Below are 22,544 nucleotides of genomic sequence, written 5' to 3'. Positions count from 1 at the left end.
GTGATGTCAAAATCACTTACATTGAGTGCTACACAGGGGTCAGTTTGGATATCGAAAATTATTGTACGTTAAGGCCGTTTTTTGACCGTTCAACTTTAGCAGGCCTTGAGGCTGTTCATAATTCTGCATCCGGTTACTTTTCCAGATATAAGCCCAGCGGTGATGGGTACTGCAATGACGCATCATTGACGCCATGCCCCTTGGCACGTAATCCATGTGTCACCCTTCCAGATCGTTATTTTTCAAGGTAGTTGGCACTATTTGCTCAAATATTAAGCTGCATTTATAGCGTCTTCGGTTGAAGCCTTGTCTGGGGTTAACGTCACAGGTCCCTCCACCTCACAATTTCTCACCTCTTTAGACCATCGCATAGGCACTTTTGCCTTTGCCACTTCAAGCACTTCCTTTCGTTTGGCTAAAATAGCGCCATCTTGCAGCGCATGACGCTGCCTGGGTGAGACAAAGTTCAGCTGGCTGTATTTATGCTCATCGTTGTACCACTTTACAAACTGCTCTACCCATTCCCTTGCAGTCGTCAAGCTGTTAAAGCCTGATGTTGGCCACTGCGGACGGTATTTCAACGTCTTAAATACTAACTCTGAATAGCTATTGAATAGCGGTCGATGATGCGTTATTGCAGTACCCATCACCGCTGGGCTGGGAACACATAAACCTGACCGGAGATTACTTGTGGTGCAGTAACGGTAAGATAAGTTCTGGTAAGTTCAGGGCGTTTCGTCCTTTATCAACTGCTTAGCGTACTTTATTTTCCGTTTTCTGAAGCGACCCTTAATTGTATCTGAGGGATACAGCCTCCCCAATTTGGATCGCAAAGATCTCACTTTGCGACAGAACCCGTTTTAGAGTGTGAGTCTGTTTTTGACAGCAAACCTAGCGATTTAACATATGACCGATAATGAGCATTCCGTTAATGCGAGGTTTTTGCAGATTAATTCACTTCAGTTCTTTGTTTGAAATAGGATAAAAATATGAAATCGCTTATCTTTTTTGTCTTTTTATGCTGAGAGTAACGCATTTATCGCAAGGTGTACCATGTCGTATCAACTGATCGGAAGCATCACTCATGGTTTTCATGGCGCACTAAAAATTATTCTAACCATGATTAAAGCAGGAGGCTTGATGCCGGAAATTAAAGTCAATCAAATCGCTCAGGTCAGCGGATACCAAGCAGAACAGCAGAGGGAGTCTCAGTCACTACCGATTAAAACGATAAAAAACTCCCCAAACATGATGCGTTTCAAAGAAACCGCACAATTCATCATAGATATGATGCCAAGAAAAAGCTGTGGGGAAGCAGGTGCTAACCAAAAATACTGGCTGGAAATTAAAGATCCGAATCATCGCGATAGGATTTCGTTGAACGGCCTTGACGCACAATCCGGTGCATTAAGTGCATGGCAGGAAGACGTTAATACAAAAACCGGGCTATTTCTATGGATTGATCAGCATCCCGATGTTGAAATCAACATGCTCAAGAATAAACCTAAACATCCTCTGTCGCAGGGTATCTGCTATATAAATTATCTGTCTCCAGATCAAGCTACTGACTATCGAATAACGCTTTCACAAGGTGAATGGGTAACAGGGGGTAAGTTATTAGATACGACACACCTACCAGGCAAGGCCGGGATGGAGGGCCACGCAGCTATTGTTATCCATCGCGACGGAAATATCTTTGTTCATCCGTATGAAAAAGGCAAATGGCAACATACCTCGACGACAGAAGGTAAGCCGGTTTTATCAGCTGGCATGATATTAATTGAACAGGGAAAAGCGAAATCATTTCATCTTGATTCCGGACACTATACGCCCCAGCGGCCTCAACTCGAACATATTTTATCTCGATTGGCGGCACAAGGTGTCAATATTAGCGAGCTCGATATCCACGCCAACTCTATCGCGCAGGATGATATAAACGCGCTAGTGAGGAAGCATTCTGGCTAGCGCTGTTGTTTACCAGGCAGGCGCCTAATAATACAAATACAATCGATTCTTTATTATCAAGGATATAGAAAATGGCACCAATTCAATTATTGCATCGTTCTACCTATATTACACCGACTGAGCAAAGTCATCAGCGCAATCAGACCCTAAATGTGCTGGCGGTGCGCAATACTACAAACTCTCCGATGCGCAGAACGCTGGATGCCTATGGCATAGATGATAATCGGAAAGCGTTAAGACAGCTCAATCAGGATAAATATCATGTGTTGGTTAAAAAAGACCACTCAGGCACCCCTGATTTAACCCACGGCGCCTATGTATCCAAACGGGGTGAGGATAACTATGGCAACTTTAACTGGTTAAATCCAAAGGGGTTGATTAAATATCAAACCCCTGATGTCGCAGTTATCAGCTTTGCGAATAAAGATCAGTTAACACAGCTCAGTGAGACCTACTCGGAGACTCCCTTGCCGGATTTTCTCACCAAGATACTCAATGCAGAGGCTTGTCTAGATACTGAGCTTTATCGTCAGAATGAGAGTCTGGTTCAATTTGTCTCGCCGATAGATAGTACGCAGCATGGCTATCTCATTAGCCCCAATACACCGTACTGTGATAAAAATGTATTGCATACTTATATCAATGCTCCCGAGACACTAAAAAATAGCAAGCATGGCATCATCTTATGTACCTACGCGATTCATCCAGGTATACAGTCTTCATTTCTAGAGTCGCGACATCATCAATCAGGCCCTGTGAGGCTTGAGGTAAGCCAGAACATGTCACAAAAATTGATTGATGAAAAAACACAGATTGACTCCTTGACCAGCATTCTAAATTTAAAAAAAGAGCATCTTCCACAGCTCGAAAAATTGCGACAAGAGACAGTGCAGCATCTTCGAGATGTCTATGCTGTAAATGAACATGACAATACCAGAATGTTTTTTCATTTTCCCGTTGCAGAGAAAACCGCCACGCTTCACTTACACACCTGGGTAAACAAAGGCGATCACCCGCTGAATGAACCAAGGTCTTTCGAGCTCGATACAATCATTGCGCATCTTAAATCTGGAAAAGAGATCAGCGATCTTGTTCTTGACCGAAACGGGGGAACTTATTTTTTACCGACCTCAGATTCCATTAAGGATATTAGAGGCATTCCATTTAAAGGTGTACACAACAACGTTCTAAACCTGCCTTTGTAATCGGTTTATACCTGATCTTTTACGTTGCAGGGCTATCGGGCAAGCTTTAGTGAACTGAGTGCAGCCAACGCACCTGCAACGTGCAGCATGACAACTAGAGGAGATAACTAGTGATTTCAATTCAAGCTTTGCAGCCTTCTGCTGCGACTTTGCCAGCTGACTCGAGTAGCTCACTCCATCAGACCTTGGATGTACGGGCTGTACGTAACTCTCAGGCTAGCCTGACACAACACGCAAGCTCTGCGATCCGCAGAACGCTGGATGCTTATGGTATTGATGACAATCGGAAAACTCTGAGCCAGCTAAATCAAGACAAATATCATGTCTTGATCAAACAAGGCAACTTCGGCACCGCCGATTTAACCCATGGGGCCTATATATCCAAAAAATCTGAAGACGACTATGGTAGTTTCAGATGGCTAAACCCAAGAGGTTTGCAGAAATATCAAACTAACGATCTGTCTCAGGTATCGCTGACAACAACAAATCTGGCACAGCTCAAGGAAACGTACAAAAATGAAAATGCCACCCAGTTTCTGGTTGAGCTGCTACGCGGTAACAGCCGGGAGCCAGGCGATAAGATATACAATGAGGTGTACAAAAAAAATCCCGATCTCTTCCATTACTCTGCTCCATTAGGGACAGGCAATGGGTTTCTAATTTACCCGAATATTCCCTACATGTCGCAAACCTACACCGCTGGAAAAATAACGGATTTTGCCACTAGATCAGAAGGCATCCAGCTGACGGCCTGGGCCGTTCATCCTTTATTGCCACATGATTTGATTCAGGAAATTAATAGTGACCCTTCAGCAGGAAAAGCACTGGCTAAACAGAATGAGGAATTGAATCAACATAACGCTGAGCTAACATCAGGCGTGAAGTCATTAACTTCTATATTGGATTTGGAGCAAAGTGATGTGGGGATGCTGGAAAAACTAAAGAGGGATAGCTTGCAGCATTTAGTTGATGCCTATGGGGTGTCCGCTGAAAAAGATAAGGTTAATTTATTTTTCCATTTTCCGGTAGCACCTTCAACCGCTACTTTACATCTGCATGTTTGGGTGAACAAAGGGGATCACCCCTTGAATGAGTCGCGTGCATTTGGTATTGACGAGATTATTCAGCATTTAAAACAAGGGGAAAATATCAATAAGTTGATATTATCCCGAAACGATGGGAAGTTTACATTGCCGACCAAAGATATGTTACATAAGATTAAAGGCATGCCTGAAAGTAAAACACCAATTCCTGCTGATTATAGCGGATTTATGCTCCCACTGCCGAGAAAATAAGCATTCATCATAGGGGTTTGGTTCATTTGTACGCCCCATGATGTCGCGGCTTCTTCTACCGAGTGATGGCGTTGTTGCCTAAATCAGCCCAGTGTAGTGGCACACTAATTTTGGCCACCTAAATAGAGGTGATATTATTACCTCGTAGATGACTTTAGGTGAACACATGAGATCGACAACCAGAAAAACATTTAGTGCTGAATTCAAACTTGAAGCTGCCCAATTAGTCCTCGATAAAAACCATAGCATCATCGAAGCTGCAAAGGCGATGAACGTAGGTAAATCCACTATGGATAAATGGGTGAGACAGTTAAAACTAGAACGCCAGGGTGGCACACCAAAAGCATCTCCGATTACCCCTGAACAAATTGAAATCCGTGAGCTGAAGAAGCAAATAGCTCGTCTTGAGGAGCACAATCTTATCCTAAAAAAGGCTACCGCTCTCTTGATGTCAGACTCGATGAACAATTTACGCTAATCAGCGCACTCAAGCAGAGCCACTCTATTCTCACAATTTGTAATGCATTCAAAGTGCATCGAAGTAGCTATAAGTATTGGCTAAAAAGAAAAGAACATATTGATACAGACTTTACTATTTTATGCAGTGAAGTGAAGGCCGCACATCGTATTAGTCATGGCTCTGCCGGTGCGCGAACGATAGCGCAATTAGTGACTAACAAAGGGATTGGTCTCAGTCGATATCGAGCCCGTAATCTAATGAAAAAACTTGGGTTATTAAGCTGTCAGCAGCCTAAGCATTCTTATCGGAAAGCGACACAAGAGCATGTTGCAATCCCCAATACGCTTAATCGACAGTTTGCAGTAACTCAACCAGATCAAGTGTGGTGTGGCGACGTGACGTATGTTTGGGTCGGTAATCGCTGGGCCTATCTAGCCGTTGTTTTAGACTTATTTTCCCGCAAACCTGTTGGATGGGCTTTGTCATTATCACCAGATAGTGAGCTGACCTGTAAAGCTTTGAAAATGGCATTTGAGTTAAGGGGTAAGCCTGAGAATGTGATATATCACAGCGATCAAGGTTCACATTACACGAGATTGAAATTCAGACAATTAATATGGCGTCTTCAGATTGAGCAAAGTATGAGTCGTCGCGGGAATTGTTGGGATAACGCACCAATGGAGCGTTTCTTTAGAAGTTTGAAATCTGAGTGGATACCCGTAAGTGGTTATGGGAATTTTACAGAAGCAGATAAAGAGATCACAAATTACATCACTGGATATTACAGTGAGACAAGACCCCATCAATATAATGGTGGGTTAACGCCAAATGAGTCAGAACGTTTATATTGGAATGACTCTAAAACCGTGGCCAATTTTACTTGACCATATATGGACGCCTCAGCTTTTACAACACTTTTGAATGATTGGTTCACTACCATATATTCGGCGTCTAAATAGGCTTTTTACCCGCGCCATGATGTAAATCCGAAACCTATTACCTTATCACTACATCGGCATTTAATGCCTTGGTCAAGTCAGGCTCTAATAGGTACGGTTGACCGTTTATTCATCAGTGCATATAAACTTTTACGTGATGCTTAACGTCTTACGCAAACGCTTTATTAACGTCGAAATTATCGTTACTCGTGAGGATCCGCCATCCTATACGCGCTATTTTATTGGCCAATGCGACAACGGCTTTGTGTCGACCTTGCCTTAACGCAAGTGCATTAAACCATCGCCCAAGTCTATCATCACGTTTGCTCGCAAATCGGCCAACGGCTCTGGCGCCATGGATGAGTAAAACACGTAGTTCTGAGCTGCCATTTTTCGTGATCGATCCTAGTCGAACTTTTCCACCAGAACTCGATTGCGATGGCACTAAGCCACACCATGCAGATAATTGCCGGCCATTTTTAAATTGATGAGCCGAACCTAATTCACTCATAAAGCTTGCTGTGACTAATGGTCCAAAGCCAGGGATCGACAGCAATGCATTGTAGCGAGGTTGGATTTGACATAGCGCTTTAATGTCGCGCTCGATTTGATTAATTCTCTCATTTAAAACACATAAATCTTCATATAAAAGTTTTAACAGGTAATGAAGCGTATGAGACAGTTCATGCTCATTATTTGCTAAAATACGGCTAAGTGACGCTTGTAATTGCAACCTGCCGACAGAGAAGATCACACCAGACTCGCTCGCTAGGCTTCGAATTTGATTGACCATGGCGGTTCGATTTTGAACGAGACGACTACGTACACAACGTAATGCTTTAATGTCTTGTTGCTCAACAGTTTTAACTGGAACCATGTGGATATTAGGTCTGAAAACCGCTTCGCATATAGCGAGGGCATCGTTGGCATCATTCTTTTGGTTTGCAACAAATGGCTTAACATGTTGAGCAGGGATCAATTGCACTTGATAACCAAGAGCTTGAAATTGTCTTCCCCAGTAATGCGCCGTACCACAGGCCTCCATAGCAATAAGACTACCTTCGGGGAATTGTCTAATTTTATCGAGCAGCTTGTTTCTGTTAACCTTTTTGTTACTCATGACAGAGTTATCCATAAGACAAACACAAACTTGAAAAACATTTTTGGCTAAATCGATACCAATAACTTTAATATCCATGATGGATACCTCCAGAACTATTTGTCAGCTTTAAGCTTGGCATAATACTGCAAGCTTAGGTGCTGAGGCGTCCATCACATCACTACATACCGAGCCATATCGTTCTCTGTTACCGCCCTCTGTCTTTATACAATAGTGATTTTTAAGGGGTGACTACCCTGACACAGGGGGACCCCAGCAAGCCACACTAAGCCTTTCAGCGAGCAAGCCAGCTTACGCAGGTTCGAGTCAGCGCCCATAACTAATAAGCATCTAACGTCTTGCTGAATAAGGTTTAACATTGCTTAGTGGAATCCTCGTAATGAAAGAAATTTCCTCATCACCTAGTGGGCCATGGTTTAGCGCGATTATTGATGACTGGCTAATATCAGGCATATCTGTCAATAATGAAAACTCCATGTTTTTCTTACGCCCCTCAGGTGCCAGCACCGCATTTTTTTTAACTATTTTTGATTCAAATAGTTCCATTGATATTTCATAGAGTGGTGCACCTGAACTTTGCCCTCCCGCTTCTGTATTTATAGCCGTTGACACCCATACAGTTGAGCGGTCTTTCGTATATTTGATGTACGTTGATAGGTCGGCTAACTTAGGTGAATCCCCCCACTTGTTAATGTTATCAATAAGATGATTAGGTAATCCTGTCATGTCTTTACTTCCTGTAAAAATACTGGCTAATTTACGTGCCTGCTCAGTGTTAAGGGGCACCCATGATTTGAATCCTTCAGGATATTTATTCTGCAGCTCTTCAAAAGTTCGCCCATCAGCCCGATACAATGTAAATTTCTTCCTCCCATCTATCGTTATATTTTCTGTTACAGGTATTGCTAAATCAGGGGTTGCTTGAGAGGAAACATTAACCGTTTCTTCCTCTGCTACTAAAGAAAATTCTTTTGTAGAAACTGACGGAGTTGGTAATTTTTCTTCCATAAAAACAGGGCGAGATTGTGACGGTGAACTTTCTTTAGCTTGATCTCTCAGATTCAATTGTCGTATTCTGTCTGCAATTGATATGCTGGGGCCTGGAGCCAGCCCATCAATATCCTGCATAGTCACAGGATTATTTCGCACCATTCTGAACAGATTCAGGCCGTCCACCGTCCCCGCCGGGTCTGAGGAGAGCCACCTGCCCGCCCAGGGCTGGTAGTAACGGTACCCGTAGTAGTACAGCCCCGTGGCGTCGCGTTCCTTGCCCGAGTAGCGCACGGTTTTGTAATCCGCCTCCACCGCGCTGCGGGCGGTCCAGACTGCCGTACCACCGTACGGATAGTACTCTTCCATGCTGATGACGTTCCCGTCACCATCCAGCTCTAGTCCGCTGCTGCCGGTCAGGTTATCGTAGCTGTAACGTAGCTGGTCGTTGCTGATACTATCCGGCCTGCCGCTCTCCCAGTGCAGCATCCGCACCTGCGCGCACCCCGCTTCACCCACGGTAATCACCTGCAGGCCTTCCATCTCAGTGTTGCCGTTCTGAGTGGTGTGCAGCTCCAGTCCAGGCAGGTACAGTGTCCGCTGCGTCTGTATGGTGGTGTTTGCTTTCTGCACGCTCACCTTCAGGAGCCGCTGACTGCCCGCATCATAGCGGTAGCTTTCCCTGTCATCGATATCACCCTCGCGCTCCACCGGCGTCACCTTCAGCAGCTCGTTGCGGGGGGTCCATGCAAGGCTCTGGCCCGGCTGCAGCTGTTTCTGCTGGCCGCCCGCCGTGAACAGCGCATCCACGTCTGCGGCGTTTTCAGTCAGGGTGCTCAGCACGCCCCGGTTGCTGCGGTCGCTGACGGTGATGTTGGTGGTGTAGCCGCTGCCCGTTGCCGGGGTATGGCGTACCTGTGTCAGGTTACCGGCTTCGTCGTAGGTGTAAGTGCGGGTGTAGTTTGTATACGCAGAGCTGTCGGTTGGAAGGGGGACGGTAGCGGACGGTAAATTGCTGCCCTGCTGGCTAGCATTGGCCATCTCGCGCCCGGTGGCACTAACCAGCTGATACAGGCTGTCGTAGACGTACGTGTTCTCCGGCACCACTTTCTGGTTGCGCCAGAAGCGGGTCTTTTCCGCGTCGTTGGTGATTTTCAGGACGTTACCCACCGGGTCGTACTCATAGCGCAGGTCCTGCAGCACCTTCGTCCCGGCAGCGTGCCCGGCCGGACGCTCCGTTTTAATTCCGGTCAGGCGCTGCGTCTCTGCTTCATACATGTACGTGGTCACCACGCCGTTGCCGTGCTCTTCGCGCAGCTTCTGCCCGGCGGCGGAGTACGTCAGGGAGACGACAATGGGCTGCTCCTTTCCGCCCTTCACCGTCAGCCAGCTGCCTGACAGCAGGCCCGCCACGTCGTACGCCACCCGCTGTATATTACCTTGTGCATCGGTGATGGACAGCACCGCCCCGATGGAGTCCGCGGTGGTCAGGGTAGAGTATGTTTCAGCATCGAGCTGGTCATTCCAGGCGGACGCATCCTCACCCTGCCAGTCAGCCACGGTGCCCGAGTTGTCCGCGTCCTTCAGCAGACGACGGGTAACCGAGTGCGGGACACCAGTCAGGGCAATGCTGTCCGTCTGCACCAGTCCGGCGGTATCGTAATGACTGACACACACGCTGGCGAGGTTCTGGTCTTTCTCCGCATCGGTATTGCCGGCATACACGAAGCGCTCCGTGATGCGGGAGGCTTCACCGGTAGCCTGTTCAGTCACACTCACCGGGCGCCCCGGCAGCGTTGCGTCCTCGTACTGCCAGGTTCGTGTCACTGCCTGACTTCTGTTCTCTGTGCCATCACCGGCAGTGCTGATGTTGCTGACCGCCAGATACGGCCGGCCGGCGGCATCGTTCAGCGCCACAGTGATGCCGTTATCCACACCCTCTGAACGCAGGACGTCCCCAGTCAGCGAGGAGACATAGGCAACGTTGGGCGCAACCGTGGCATCGGCCTGCTGCAGGGCCCACAAGCGGGGGTCGATACTGTGTGTCAGTTGCCCGAGGGCATTGAAGTGATGGCGGGTGATACGCTCATCGGTCACCGTGGGTGAGTCCGGGTGGCGGTGGTAGCGGAGCGTGCGCACGGTCAGCCCCCGATTGTCCATTACCGCAACCTCTGGGGTGTTGTGGTGCAGCTCATACTGAATATTACGCATGGCATTTGTCCTCTGGTTACCGCTTACCGACGTCCCATTACAAAAGTCGGCATGACGGGTTATTGTTCTACCCGCATAGCGGTATCATTTTCATCTTCGCTCACCGCAAACCACGGCGTAAACAGGCTTTCCCTCAGATAACCTTTCGCCGTCTTGACTCTATATACCCGCCCCAACGGGTCATGGTAATGGGTGTCGGCATACAGGTCTTGACGCACACTGTCATCACTGACGTAACGCCAGTCATTGAGAAAATAGGGCTGGTAGGTCCGCACCGGTTGCCCCTTGCCGTCATATTCCGTCCGCCCAGTCACCGCCCAGCGCAAATCCGCGTCAATACTCACCGGGTGCCCTGCACTGTCGGTGACCAGGCTGCCGTCCTCTGCGCGTTGCCAGCTCTCACCCGCTTCATGGCGCATGGCGCCCTGCAACGGCCGGCTGAAGCCATCACCGAAGGCCACGATTTGCCGGCATTGCTGGGCGGGGTCATTATCATAACGGTCTGTTATCAAGGTAACGACGTGCGGTGGGATCCGGGGAAGCGAAGCAAAAGCGCTTTCTGGCAGCGATGACCGCGACGCCAGGCGACGGAGGGCTAAGGTACACACCCGGTTATCCTCAGTAACCACCCCCTGCTGGCGGAGGGTCTCTCTATCAAGCTCCCCCTCTTTTACGCCTGCGGGGACAAGGGGCATCCAGCTGTGAAGGTCGTAAACGGTGCATTCTGCTATCGGCAGCGGCCCAGTCAGCGCCAACGCCTCATTAACCGACACCGGAGGGGAGAAGCTGACCACGTCAGGTCGGGAGAACCCCACCGGAAGACCGGCTTCAGTGCCCCAGAATCGGCTGGAGGAAACCTGTCCCAGCGCGGTGAGTGAAACGTAATGCTGATTATCGTTAGCATCCGTTATCATGAAAGGCGTGAAGAAGCGGTAGTCATACTCTGCCTGCGTGCGCAGACCCGCGGCATCCTGAACCTCAACCACGGCGCAATAATGCGTATCCCAGGTGACCCGGGTTAACCCCGTGAGCAGGGTATTGCGCTGTGCCAAAGGACGATAAAATGCGGCCAGAGGCCCAAAGTCCGTATACCCCTGACGTGCGGCCCAGCAGTCGGGTTCGGCACCCTGGCTGAAAGGACGGGGAACCGGCAGATACCCCGCCGATATCAGGACGTCGTGTAAGTCCTGGTCGCCCAGCGTCCCTTCAAACGCGGTCAGGGAGTGTTCATCGAATACAGCCACTTCCGTATACGCCACGAGCCCGGGCAGTTCCGGACGTTCATCAGTCCCCTGGTAGGCCACGCGCTGATGGCCCAGGTAAGTGGCGTCTGTTTCCGGGGCCAGCAAACCGCCGTCGCCGATAAGGCTTTCCAGTGACAGCCCCGTCACGGGCACCCGGTCGGGTGTATATTCCCAGACGTCTCCCCGGGACAGGTGCGGCAACCCCAGCAGCAGAACCTCATCCTGAGCGAGGTGGTAATAGCTCTGCCGTTGGCGGGTCAATCGCAGAACATGCTGTTGCTCATCATAACTGCTGTCAAACAGGGTCTCTGGTAAGGTGTCCGGATAAGGGGAGGTAGCCGGCCTCGGGCGGCGAGGGTAGGCAACGTCCACCATATCGGTGGGATAGCCCCAGGCATCGCTGTTCAGCACGATGCGCTGGCTGCACTGCGGGTCACCCGCGATACGTTCATAGTGATATTGCCGCTTTTCAATTTCAGAGGCCCAGGCCGAGGGTTCCTGACCGGCGAGTGCCGGGATCCGCCTGACCTGCGTGCGCTGCTCGGTGACGGCATAGGGCAGGCGTGCCAGGGGGGAACCGTCCTCACCGTAGGTTTCGCTGCGGACAAGTCCGCCCTTTTGCGCGCGGCGCAGCCAGTCAAATTCCCCGGGTGAGGGGGTTATCGTCTTATCCTGCTGTGATGCGGTATCATATCGGGTAAAGCGGCATGAAAACGCAGGGAAGGCCTGCCCGTCCCCCTGCCAGAACTCATCCATAAACCGGGTATCAACGGCCGGCATGCCGGTGCTGAACCAGCTCACGGTCCGCACCGGCGCTGGCGGTGAGGCCGTCAACGGCTGCGTCCCGCGCGCGGCGGTGTCCGTATCAACCTGAACCAGTCGGCCAAACCCCCGGAACTCCCGCTCTTTGCCGTCCCAGGCCCCGTGGGCATAGTCCAGCGCGCGGGTGAGCACGTTGCCCGTGATCTCATCGCGGACTTCGGTGCGCCACAGCAGATGAAGAGGAAACGGCAAATGACTTGCCACTGATTGCCCTTGCTCTTGTGTGCGTTGCTTTTCATCCAGCCAAAACTGAGCAGAACTGCGATAGAACAGCGCGGTTTCCGCCCCCATGTTGTTATTTACCGTATTCAGCAGCCAAGGTTTATTCTGGGTCAGGTCAAGACGCCAGTGGCAGGGACACATGTGCGGCACGGTCAGTATAAGGCTGGAGACCCCCAGGCCCTGCGTGTCCGCCATCTGGAGCTGACAGGTACGGTCAAATTTTACCCCGTCGGGTAAATCGATACGCACGGGCGCACTAAATTCATTGCCACTTTGGTTGATGAACAATTCCAGCCAGGTGCTGTGGGCATAAAGAATATCGGTGGTGCCTGAACCATCACAGTCCGCTAAATAGATCTGGTCAGGGTTAAAATCCGCCGTCGCGGGGGCAAACCCAGACAGAGAGAACGGTATACCAAAAATACCGTGCCCCAGGCTGGGCCAGCACTGGATACCGTGTTTATCAATTTTTACCAGGTGTTGCTGGCCTGACCCTAACATGTCGCTGAAGGCCACCAACGTGTGCTGATCCTGATCGGGGCGCGGCAGGGTTACCCCTTCCGGTTGCGGGATCTGCAGCGATTTCGCCCATCCTTGCTGCGTGTTGTGATAGAGCCTCACGCTGCGTGGCCCGAGCAGTACCAGGTCAGCCAGCCCGTCACCAGTCACATCGGTGAGCGTTGACTGTGGGTGGGAAAACTCTGTGGGCAACGCAGACAGCGGAACAAAAGGCGTCCATTTGCCGTCCGAGGCCATACTGTGATACCCACGCAGACCCTCCGTGGTGACCAGCCAGTCCAGCCTGCCGTCGCCGTTGATGTCAATCAGCATGGCATTACGCTGCTGGGCGGGGATTTGCGGCAGCGGTGTCAGGGTATCAAAAGTGACCTCATTGGGTGAACCGTTCCCCTTGTTTCGCACCGGCGAGCGAAAATACCATGCCCCAGGGCTATCCTGATACAGGACGCCGGGGATCCCCTCCCCGTACAGGTCGATCATCTGATAAGGTTGCAGGGAATTCAGCCCAGCCAGCTCAGGCATAGGCTGCCAGAGAGGAGGTGAGGACAGGTCAATACGCTGATAATCCAGTTCCAGCGGGGGCAGCGGCACCGGAGCTCCATCGGGCTCATGCGCCACCTGGCGCGCCAAGACCAGGGTACTGATGCGCGAATCTAGGTCATAATTCAGGATCAGTCTTGATACCAGCGCCGGTACCTCACCGACGGTGGCCTCGCCCTGCAGTGCCCGCAGACGATGAAACATCAGCACCTGGGTGCACAGGCGGCGGGTGCGCACCTCAAACCCGGCGTCAAAGCGGGAGAAACGGTCCGGCCGGGTGCCCCATTCGCCTTCGGCGTTAAACGTGGGGGGCACAGAGAGAGACGAGGCGCGCTCGCCGTAATCAAAGACCAGGTGAAACAGCCACGCTTCATCCGAAGGTAACGCGTCATTCAGTGCCAGCAGGTGCGTCTGCGGCGTCACGTTGCCGTAATTAACCCGGGCCAGATAGCGACCAGCATCACACCGCCCGTGCTGTTTTTTTTCCTGCTCGTCGCAGCCATCATCATCTTCGGCGCGGTAGTGATAGTAAATATGCTCCCCCGTTGTGGTCACTGTTTCTTCCAGTAACCACTCCGAAACCTGGCTATCATTAGCCGGATTGGCGACGCGGGCATGGGCATTTTTCCCGAACAGGTGCACCTGTCCGTCCGGACTGAATATCACCCAGAACGCTTTTTGTGCACTGTCGTCCACGGGTTCCCAAAGCTCCAGTCGACTGAAGTCAGTGATAATCCGCGGTTGATAACGGCTGACGCGGTAGCGTTCACCCAGCGGGATCCCCGTCAGGGTCTCGCGTATCTCTATATCTTGCGCCCCTTGTGTATTAGGGGCAAGATGCATCACCTCGCCCACAGGGCTTAAAAACAAGTCACGTGCATCATAGTGTGGAGTGCCATGCGTGGTACGCCGGCGGATAGACAGAGGCTGGCAGGACCACCCCATGCCAAAGGGGCCGTTACCTCCCATACTGTTGTAGGTCAACGAGAGTGCTGGTGCTGTCCCCCTCCCTGCTGAGATGGGCAAAGGCAGTGACAGCGAGACGTCACCGCCTGGACCTGCACCACTCATTGTTTCCCCCATCCCACTGAGTGTTCCCCCACCTTTGGGCAATGACAGCGGGGTGAAAGCGAGGTCTTGTGAAGATTGATTTTGCATGATGGACTCCCGGAAGGCTCCCGCAGGAGCCTTCCCATTCAGGGGGAAATTAACGGATCGTGTAACGGATATGCAGAATGATGTCGCTCAGACTGAGCAACAGCAGTTTCTGCCGGTTATCCGCATCGGGGAAGGTCAGGGTGAAGGTGCCACTGTCCGCCACCGGGATCCCCTCAAACGGCAGATAGCGGGCATCGTTAAAGTCCAGTTGGAACTGACCACTGTCATTCATGCCATGGGAGACTGCCAGCGAACGGCATCCACGCGGCAGTACCACGCTGCCCCCGTATTCAAGTACGGCCCGGACATCCTGGTAAGGTCCCACCAGAGCAGGCAACGTGACACTGACTTGTTTGATGCGTCGCGTATTACCCAGACTCGCCGGGTAATCACTGTGAATACCGAGGTCAGACAGGGTCACGGTCGCCTGAAGTTGTTTGTCTCTCACCGTCAGGCCATTATCGGCGCTCCCGACACTGCCGGTGCCGGCATTCACCAGTTCAGTGACTTTATCTGCCAGCGTAAACGCCTGCTCTCCGGTCAGGCCGGCATACACCTCTGACAGCGACACGGTACGCGTCACTTCCCGCTCCCGCACATCATTTTCCAGGTAACTCTGCTCCATTTGTGACAAATTCAGCATCAGTGTTTCACCGGCCAGTAAACCGGCATAGGTACCCTGCCAGGCGCCGGGGCGGATAAAACTGGCGGCACTGTTACTTGAGTCCCACTGGTAGGCTTGTTGGGCCATCAGGCAGCGGGAGACGGTCAGGTCGTAGAACTGATAGTAAATTGCTGACAGTTTACCCCGCAGCCAGTGATACAACGCCGTATTGCTGAACGTGTTCTGCAGGAAGGCCAGTTGTGACTGCGTCTGTGCGTGCTGGGTCTCCAGATAGGTTTTTTGCAGTGCTGCACTCTCCCTACGTACCGCCAGCGAAGCCAACTGGGCATCAATCAGCTTCACGTCAGACTCAGCAGCATTGCGCTGGATTTCCCATTCTTGACGACGCCGGCGGTACGCCTCTGACTGACTGAGTCGGTCCGCAGCAATGCGTGTCCCGGAAGCCGCAAGCTCCATACCGATAGCAGAGGCGTTAAACAGAGCACCATACCGCATCCCCCCATTGGCCAGGCCAAATATATTGGGGGCCAGATCGAGCGCTGCGCCTGCCATGTGCAGAACCGTGGACGATGCACTGATCACCGACGATGAGAGATAGAGATCCATAGCCTGGGTCTCCCCGCGGTTCACGTTCTCCTCATAAAGGGAGCGGTAGCTGTTAACGCGAGACAATGCCCCCTCACGACTTTCCTGCAGTGCGATGGCGTCCGCCTTCAGGGCCACAATATCGCAGTCCTGCAGCGCAACCGACTGCAGGGTCAGTGCACTACCCTGGGTCAGTAACAGCTCCGACATCGCCTGTGCATCCTGACGTTCGGTGAAACTGAGCAATGTGTTACCAAACTGCGTCAATTGATTCACCAAGGTGCGGGCGCTCTCCAGCATGATAGGGAAGCGGTACGACGGCATGACGGTTGATGGCAGGCTGCTGCCCCCCTGAGCGCTGAATACTGCGGCACTCAACAGGGCAACCGGATCTGCCGAGTGAGCATACACCGGCAGCGACAACGGTTGCCCATCGATGGACAGGTGATGACGCAGGTTGAACAGGCGTTGTGCCAGCGTACGCCAGTAGCCCTGCAACTTCTCGTTCTGCTGTGGTAGGAACAATGCCGTCAACGAATTGGCATTTTTGAGGGACGCGGACGCTGTCAGTTGCTCGCGAACGGCCAGCAGCGCTTGCTGCACGTTGGCCTGCGTCACTTTGCTGGCGGCGGCGTCAAGGCGGGGCGCAGACCAGCCGGTATTTTCATTGCGGTACGGCTCGTCACCCAGTAGGCTGAGGGCCTGCACGTACCACATCTGTGCCTCGCTGAGGGTGTCGCGCTCAAGCTGCCGGTAGGCCGCGTCGCCGCGGGCAATCAGCAGGTCCAGCATGCCCATAAAGGTGGCCACCTTGTAGTGCATCGGGTCTGACTGCGCCACGGCGTCGGGGTCCACCGCGTCCAGCGGCCGGGAGTTCCACGAGAGGTCCTCCTCCAGCGGGCGGACATTCCAGGTAAAGGATGCGGGCGCACCGTTCACCATAAAGCCCTCCGGCCGCCAGACATATTTAATCCAGCGGGTGGCCTCATCAAAGCGCTGCTCCTGCAACAGCCGCTGGAAGACCATCATTGGCACGTAGTAGAACATCTCCCAGAAATACAGGGCGTTGGCGCCGTTGAAGTCCATGGGTTCCTCAAAGTGCCCTCCCAGCATGACTACGTCGAAGGCCTTGTGGTCTTGGGCGGTAAAGCGGGTGAGCTGCAGCTGCCCGGCGCTGTTGGCGGTGCTCAGCGTCCCGGCTTTCATCCTGCCATTGTCACAGGTCAGATAGAGTCCGAGCCCTGTAGATAAACTGTAAGGGAAATTAATGATGTGAAAAAACGGAATCTCCAGCCGGCTGAGGGGAATAAACAGGGTAATACTCTGTTCAATATCCAGCAGGGTGCCCTGCCAGACATCGTAATAACCCGCTTCTCCCTCAGAGGGCATCCCCCGCCACAATGAGATGCGGGCGTTACGGGAAGCCCCGTGGGTTGTCGCATTATAACGCGGTAACCTCACCCGGATATAGCCGCCATGGCCCATTGACGGCTCCGGCAGCAGCTGCGACTCCATTGACAGCACGCTGTTGATACCATAATTGGCCCGGGCCACGAGCTGCTGTGCAAACAGGGTATTGAGCCGGATACGGTGAGGACCAATTTGTAGATACTGGGCTTTTTCGCCGCTGCTGGTCAGTGAAATGATGGGGATATTACTGTTTGCGACGGCAGTAAGTGTAAACAGCAGGGTTTCCTGACCCAGGCGACGGCCATCATCCGCGGTTGCGTTGAATACAACGCTGACGTCCAGACGGTTTTGGTTAAAGTCACTTACAGGAATAGCCAAGCTTACATTTTCAAATAAATACAAAGACTCATCAAACGTATATTTAAGGCACGAGGAATTGTTGTATTCATGGGTGTTCCGCCCGGCAGTTAAAGTCAACCTTACATTACTCGTTGATATTCCTGTATCGATATTTGAATCAAACGAGGCCCACATGGTATCTTGCTCTATAGCAATGACGATAGACTCCAACAGAGAGTTTTGCATTTCAGGGTCAGGCGCTGTTACTCTGGTAAATCCACTCTGAATAGTGAATTCAACCAATTCTGAATAGTGAGGGTCAGAATAGACAAGCACAAGTTCCGCTAAACCTGATGTTCGACTTGATAAGTATATTTCCTGTAGTGAGGTGTTTGTCAATAACGGGGCGATAACTGTAGCAAATTCATTTTTTTGTCCAAACAATGCTGAAGAAAGTGATTCATTGAACGAGAATATTGCAAATTTATCACCAATTTTCCCGAAGCGCTTCATCACGTCAACTCGGCTAACCGCTGCTTCACTTTCCCCGATATGAAGTATTGACGCCTGCGCCCTACAGTCCAAATTAACTATGGGATTACCAGACGCATCTTGATTTATCGTGGCTACAATATCAAATATTCCTCCACGAGAAAGAATAGTATAATAATCAGGGCTCCAAATACTACTTCGAAGATTGACACCCGATGCCGTAACCATGGTCTCACCGCCCGTGTACGGGGAATTTAGCCTCTTTGCCCCCGCAGTATCTAACTGGGAGTAGATATACGTTGCTATTTCTTTCGCCGGCTGAGTCGGTATTTGTTCGGCGCTGCCATCAAACAACAAATTTACCCCGACAATCTCGGTAGGCGCCGCAATGTAGTTAGCTTGTTTCTGATAGAAAAGAATATACAGTTTGTCTCCGTCCCATTCTGAAGCACAATACATGCCGACAGTAGGCATGTCACCGCCAGGGAGATTACCTTCCATTGGCACTGAAACGGGCGTGCTCCAGGAGCCATCATGCAAAATATGGGCATACTTCAGGGTATATTCGGCGGTGAAGGTGGTCTTATCACTGGTCGTGCCAGCCTCATGACTTTCTAGCCAGACAATATACAGCCTGGACTGGAAGATAACCGGGCGGATTAAATCATTGAACGATGAGATGGCGGTGCTGATTTTTTTCCACTCACTCCAGGCATTGGCGGGTAATTTCCCGGCTGATAGCATCGCAAGGTCTACGCTGCGCCAGTAATACTCACCCGCGGCAGATTTCCCGACAAGGTAAGAGCTGCCTGTCTCGGCGCTGGGGCTGTTGTGGTAGCCACTGACCACGTCCAGGTTAGCGATTTCCTCAAAGCGGGTCATGTAGGTTTTGAAAGCCGATTCAACGGTATCCTCAGTCAGCTGGCTTTGGCTGAGTGACTGCAGCATCTCTTCCATCATCCCCGTCTGCCCGAGGCGCATTGTCGGGTCGATATAGTTTTCCGGGTAATAGGCCAGCGTGGACACGCCCGCCCAGGTGCTGTAACGCTTGTTGTAGCGGTCCCAGTCGGTAAAGAACGGCCGGCTTTTTACGCCGTTATCGACGCCCCCATCAGCCCCGGCCAGCGCCCGGTTGACGTACATCTGCAGGCTGGCAATGGCCTGTGCCAGTCGGGTGGTGTTCACCTGTGCAGAGACCTGATTGTCAATCAGCAGGTGGCTGTAAAGGGTGTCGCGGTCGGTTACCCCCCTAAATGGTAATATCTGAATGCAATAGGCACTGAGCGCCGTGCTGATGGCCTCGTCCAGTTGAGCGTGCAGCGCTGCGGTCTGACGCACGTCAAGACCAGCCTGCAAGGACTGGCTTATTGCCGCCCAGTCGCCGTAAGAAGGAGAGGTTGTCTGGTCGCCGTATTTAACGGCGACCAGCCTCGCGACACCCTCAGGGGTTATCCCCATCGTCTGCGCCATATCCAGCCACTGCAGCACGGCGTCCATTTGCTGCCAGCTGTTAATCGTCCTGGCATCAGGGCTAACCTGCTCTGCCGCCTGATTGAGTGACTGAATGTCCAGCGTCAGGGCGCGGGCCAGCAGGTCAGTATCCAGTTTTTGCGTGCCCAGGGCCGTCAAGACGTCCGTGGCCAGAGCACCGCACAATCCCAACTGCCGGTGAAAACATGTCAAACCGTAGAGTGTGGCCAGATTGTGCGGCAGTGTGGTGATGCCCGGCTCAAAAACGGCCGGTTGGGTCACCATCAGCAACAATTCACTGTGGCTTATCCCGGTGCTGCGAACCATCAGTGATAATTGCCCCAATACCTGACAGAACGCCACTAGGCTGGCGGTCTCTTCCGGTGAGCGATTTTCGTTAGCAACCAGCGCCAAGAAACCTCTCAGGCCCAGCCCCTGCGGTTTAAGCTGTTCCAGCCACAACAGCAGTGCCTGGGTGGCTTCTGCCGAATCCAGTTGCGTAGCGGCGGCGATAAGGGGGGCTGTCGCACTGATAAGCTGCGCCTCTGTTTCCAGCATCTGATTAGCAAGGCCATTATTGAGCGTGGAGATAAGACTCTCAATATCGGGGGTCATCAGCGTACTGTAGCGCTCGGTGGTCATCAGAAAAACGTCGCTGACCGTCCAGGTCTGCTCATTCAGCCACAGGGTAGAGCGCTCAAGGAAATTCACCAGTTCAGCCAGTTCCTGGCGCGTAATTTTGGCAATATGTTTACCGGCATACGGGGAAACGGACAGCAGCAGGCTAAGCTCTGTCACCGACAGGTCATGCACCTGCGCCAACATCCGGACACGGTACAGCGCGGACAGATTTTCGATAGAGCAGTTAAATACAGCCTGTTCGTCGCCAGCGGCGAGAGCCCAAAGGGTCGACAGCTCGGTGTTACTGACCTGAAATGCGCGTTTAAGTATCGCCAGAGGGGAGGCGTCGACTGATAGCGTGGAGTTCAGGTTAAGAACGGCGCCATCGGCGGGAAATCTCCGGTTATCCAGCAATGGTGTGTTAAACAACCGGTCAAAAGCGCTGGGCTGGCGGTCGATGCTGACCTGGCTGATGGCGGCATTACTCAGCACCATAGCCTGATGCACGTTCAACCTATAGCGCTGCATGTAATGGCGCACGTAAAACAGTATTTCTAATACATTGTTATCAATAACGAGGTTACTGTTAACGCTTTCAATGACGGTACGAAGGTCTGCGGGGGTAATTTTCGTGGCTTTATACAAGCGGATAATCTTGTTTAAACTCAGCGCAAAGGTGTCGACATAATAATGAGTGATAGTAAAATGAACAGTATAAAAATAACCACCATTCATGCGCGATATTCCGATGGCTACCGGTTTTTTTATCTGTTCGTCGGTCAAGGTTATCGGGATACTAATAGGGGTATTTTTTACGAATGTAAAATCGTCCTGATAAAATAAATCGTTTGAGTTGTGTCCCGTTGTGCCTAAAGCAAAAGAGCCAGGCCCCCGATTATCCGTTACACTAAAATTAAATAAATACTTTTGATTTCCCTGAGGGATGAGTTCTGCATAGTTTAATTGATAACGATTTTGCGTATTATAAGTTCGATTGACTAAAAACCACTCATTATCGGTTCCGTCATGCTCAATAAGGGCGATCAGCTGATCGTCTACAAATTTCTCGACGCCACTGCGGCTCGGCGACAGTTCTACACGGTTTGGGAATGAAAAACCAAAGAGTGATGTCAGTTCATCATGGGTTAGACTATAATAACGGGCGATAAAAGCCGGGTTATTGAAGAGAATGGTGTTCATTTCACCAAAGTTTTTCTTAGCCAGTGCCTTTGCATTTTCTAGCGTAACGTTCTCGGTAAGTATCTGATACAGTTCAGGGGCGATATTTGCTTGGATAGCTAGCAGCGAGGAAGCGTCCATGTGTTTTGAGACGTAAGGATTACGCCAGAAGGCGGTCAAATCTTCGTCTTGTAGCAGAATGGACTGCCGGGTGGCCTCGTAGGGCAGGCTGAACGGCGTCACACCGGTATGGCGAAATGTGGAAAGTTTCTCCATCACGCCATCATAATCCAGCGATTCCGCTGCCTGAATGTTATTCAGCAGAATGTCGTTGGACATCGACAACGTGGAGAGTTCGTTGTCCATATTATCCTGCGACAGAGCCAGAGAGGCCAAGTCAGGGCGTCGTGCATCAATATTGAACGGCGAGGCCGCCGGATGCAGCTCTCGTGCTTCACGGTACAATTCAGTCAGGTAGGCAGCGGGTGAAAACATTGAGGATACGGCTCCAGGTCTGACAAACTGGCTGGCACGTTGGCCAAACATTTCATCAAAGCTGAACTGTTGCGCGGCACTCTTGATACCGAGATGGACAGCGTTGGCCAATTGTGGGTTTGCCCGGCTCAGGATGCGGGACTCGGTGATTTTATTTTCTTTCAATGCCTCCTGCGCCTGTTCATACAAGAAGTGGGCTTCCCCCCACGTCAGAGCGTTATCCGCCAGCGTTCTGAGTTCCGGAAAGGAGCGAACCATGATATCGGACAGGGTAATTGCGGGCGTATCATCGGATGTCTGTGCTTTACTTTTTTTATTCCTGTTGTTTAGTCTATCCAGAATATCATCGGTTCTATACATGGTTATTATCCTCAGGATAAGGGATACGGATAGCAAGAGTCTGATGTATAGGCCCTTGCGGCATATGAGTGCAATTAATTTAACAATCAAAAGCTTGCGACCGTGTCGTGGTAAAAATAAATCCATTTAAAATCCATTTAAAATCCATTTAAAATGGATTTTAAAGTATCCAGAGTTTATTTTTATAACCAACTTACAAAGATAAGTAAGTTTTAGTTTGTAAAATGCACACACAAACACTATGTAGACATGCAAAAAAAAGCAAGTCTCCCCCCCTCC

The 22,544-nt window shown here is 51.2% G+C and carries 8 protein-coding genes and 1 pseudogene; 4 read left to right on the top strand and 5 right to left on the bottom strand.

The features are described from left to right. Window positions 1-272: 272 nt before the first annotated feature. A pseudogene (locus HQQ92_RS00125) lies at window positions 273-611 on the bottom strand (IS3 family transposase); the annotation flags it as partial. A 442-nt stretch (window positions 612-1,053) separates the two neighbouring features. Here HQQ92_RS00125 and HQQ92_RS00120 point away from each other — a divergent pair. From HQQ92_RS00120 to HQQ92_RS00105, 4 genes are all read left to right on the top strand, one after another. After that, entirely contained in the window at window positions 1,054-1,965 is a 912-nt protein-coding gene (locus HQQ92_RS00120; protein WP_173242349.1) for a hypothetical protein, read from the top strand. 71 nt (window positions 1,966-2,036) lie between these two features. Then, a complete protein-coding gene (locus tag HQQ92_RS00115; RefSeq protein WP_173242347.1) occupies window positions 2,037-3,170 on the top strand; it encodes a hypothetical protein in 1,134 nt (377 codons plus the stop codon). A gap of 110 nt (window positions 3,171-3,280) precedes the next feature. Then, on the top strand, window positions 3,281-4,465 hold the full coding sequence (locus tag HQQ92_RS23915; protein WP_173242345.1) for a hypothetical protein: 1,185 nt from the start codon (window positions 3,281-3,283) through the stop codon (window positions 4,463-4,465). A gap of 166 nt (window positions 4,466-4,631) precedes the next feature. Next, window positions 4,632-5,809 (top strand): IS3-like element ISSba5 family transposase gene (locus HQQ92_RS00105; protein WP_173242343.1). Its coding sequence is split into 2 segments (ribosomal slippage): window positions 4,632-4,890 and window positions 4,890-5,809, totalling 1,179 coding nucleotides; the frame shifts between segments, so codons are not numbered across the junction. Between the two features lie 223 nt (window positions 5,810-6,032). Here HQQ92_RS00105 and HQQ92_RS00100 read toward each other — a convergent pair. From HQQ92_RS00100 to HQQ92_RS00085, 4 genes are all read right to left on the bottom strand, one after another. Continuing rightward, window positions 6,033-7,061, bottom strand: coding sequence for an IS110 family transposase (locus tag HQQ92_RS00100; protein WP_173242341.1), 1,029 nt, complete (start codon window positions 7,059-7,061; stop codon window positions 6,033-6,035). A gap of 252 nt (window positions 7,062-7,313) precedes the next feature. Next, a complete protein-coding gene (locus HQQ92_RS00095) occupies window positions 7,314-10,184 on the bottom strand; it encodes an RHS repeat domain-containing protein (RefSeq protein WP_173242339.1) in 2,871 nt (956 codons plus the stop codon). A gap of 59 nt (window positions 10,185-10,243) precedes the next feature. After that, window positions 10,244-14,689 (bottom strand): SpvB/TcaC N-terminal domain-containing protein, encoded by a 4,446-nt coding sequence (locus HQQ92_RS00090; protein WP_217272595.1) that lies wholly within the window; start codon window positions 14,687-14,689, stop codon window positions 10,244-10,246. A gap of 49 nt (window positions 14,690-14,738) precedes the next feature. Next, window positions 14,739-22,265, bottom strand: coding sequence for a neuraminidase-like domain-containing protein (locus tag HQQ92_RS00085; protein ID WP_173242337.1), 7,527 nt, complete (start codon window positions 22,263-22,265; stop codon window positions 14,739-14,741). Between the last annotated feature and the right edge of the window lie 279 nt (window positions 22,266-22,544).

The sequence above is a fragment of the Shewanella sp. DC2-4 genome, assembly GCF_013248875.1.
GTDB classification, from domain to species: domain Bacteria; phylum Pseudomonadota; class Gammaproteobacteria; order Enterobacterales; family Shewanellaceae; genus Shewanella; species Shewanella oncorhynchi.
This window is presented reverse-complemented; position numbering and strand designations above follow the sequence as displayed.

Excerpts from the sequence above, each read along its gene's own strand:
- HQQ92_RS00120 (WP_173242349.1), top strand. The coding sequence starts at position 1,054 with ATGTCGTATCAACTGATCGGAAGCATCACTCATGGTTTTCATGGCGCA.
- HQQ92_RS00115 (WP_173242347.1), top strand. The coding sequence starts at position 2,037 with ATGGCACCAATTCAATTATTGCATCGTTCTACCTATATTACACCGACT.
- HQQ92_RS00100 (WP_173242341.1), bottom strand. The coding sequence starts at position 7,061 with ATGGATATTAAAGTTATTGGTATCGATTTAGCCAAAAATGTTTTTCAA.
- HQQ92_RS00095 (WP_173242339.1), bottom strand. The coding sequence starts at position 10,184 with ATGCGTAATATTCAGTATGAGCTGCACCACAACACCCCAGAGGTTGCG.
- HQQ92_RS00090 (WP_217272595.1), bottom strand. The coding sequence starts at position 14,689 with ATGCAAAATCAATCTTCACAAGACCTCGCTTTCACCCCGCTGTCATTG.
- HQQ92_RS00085 (WP_173242337.1), bottom strand. The coding sequence starts at position 22,265 with ATGTATAGAACCGATGATATTCTGGATAGACTAAACAACAGGAATAAA.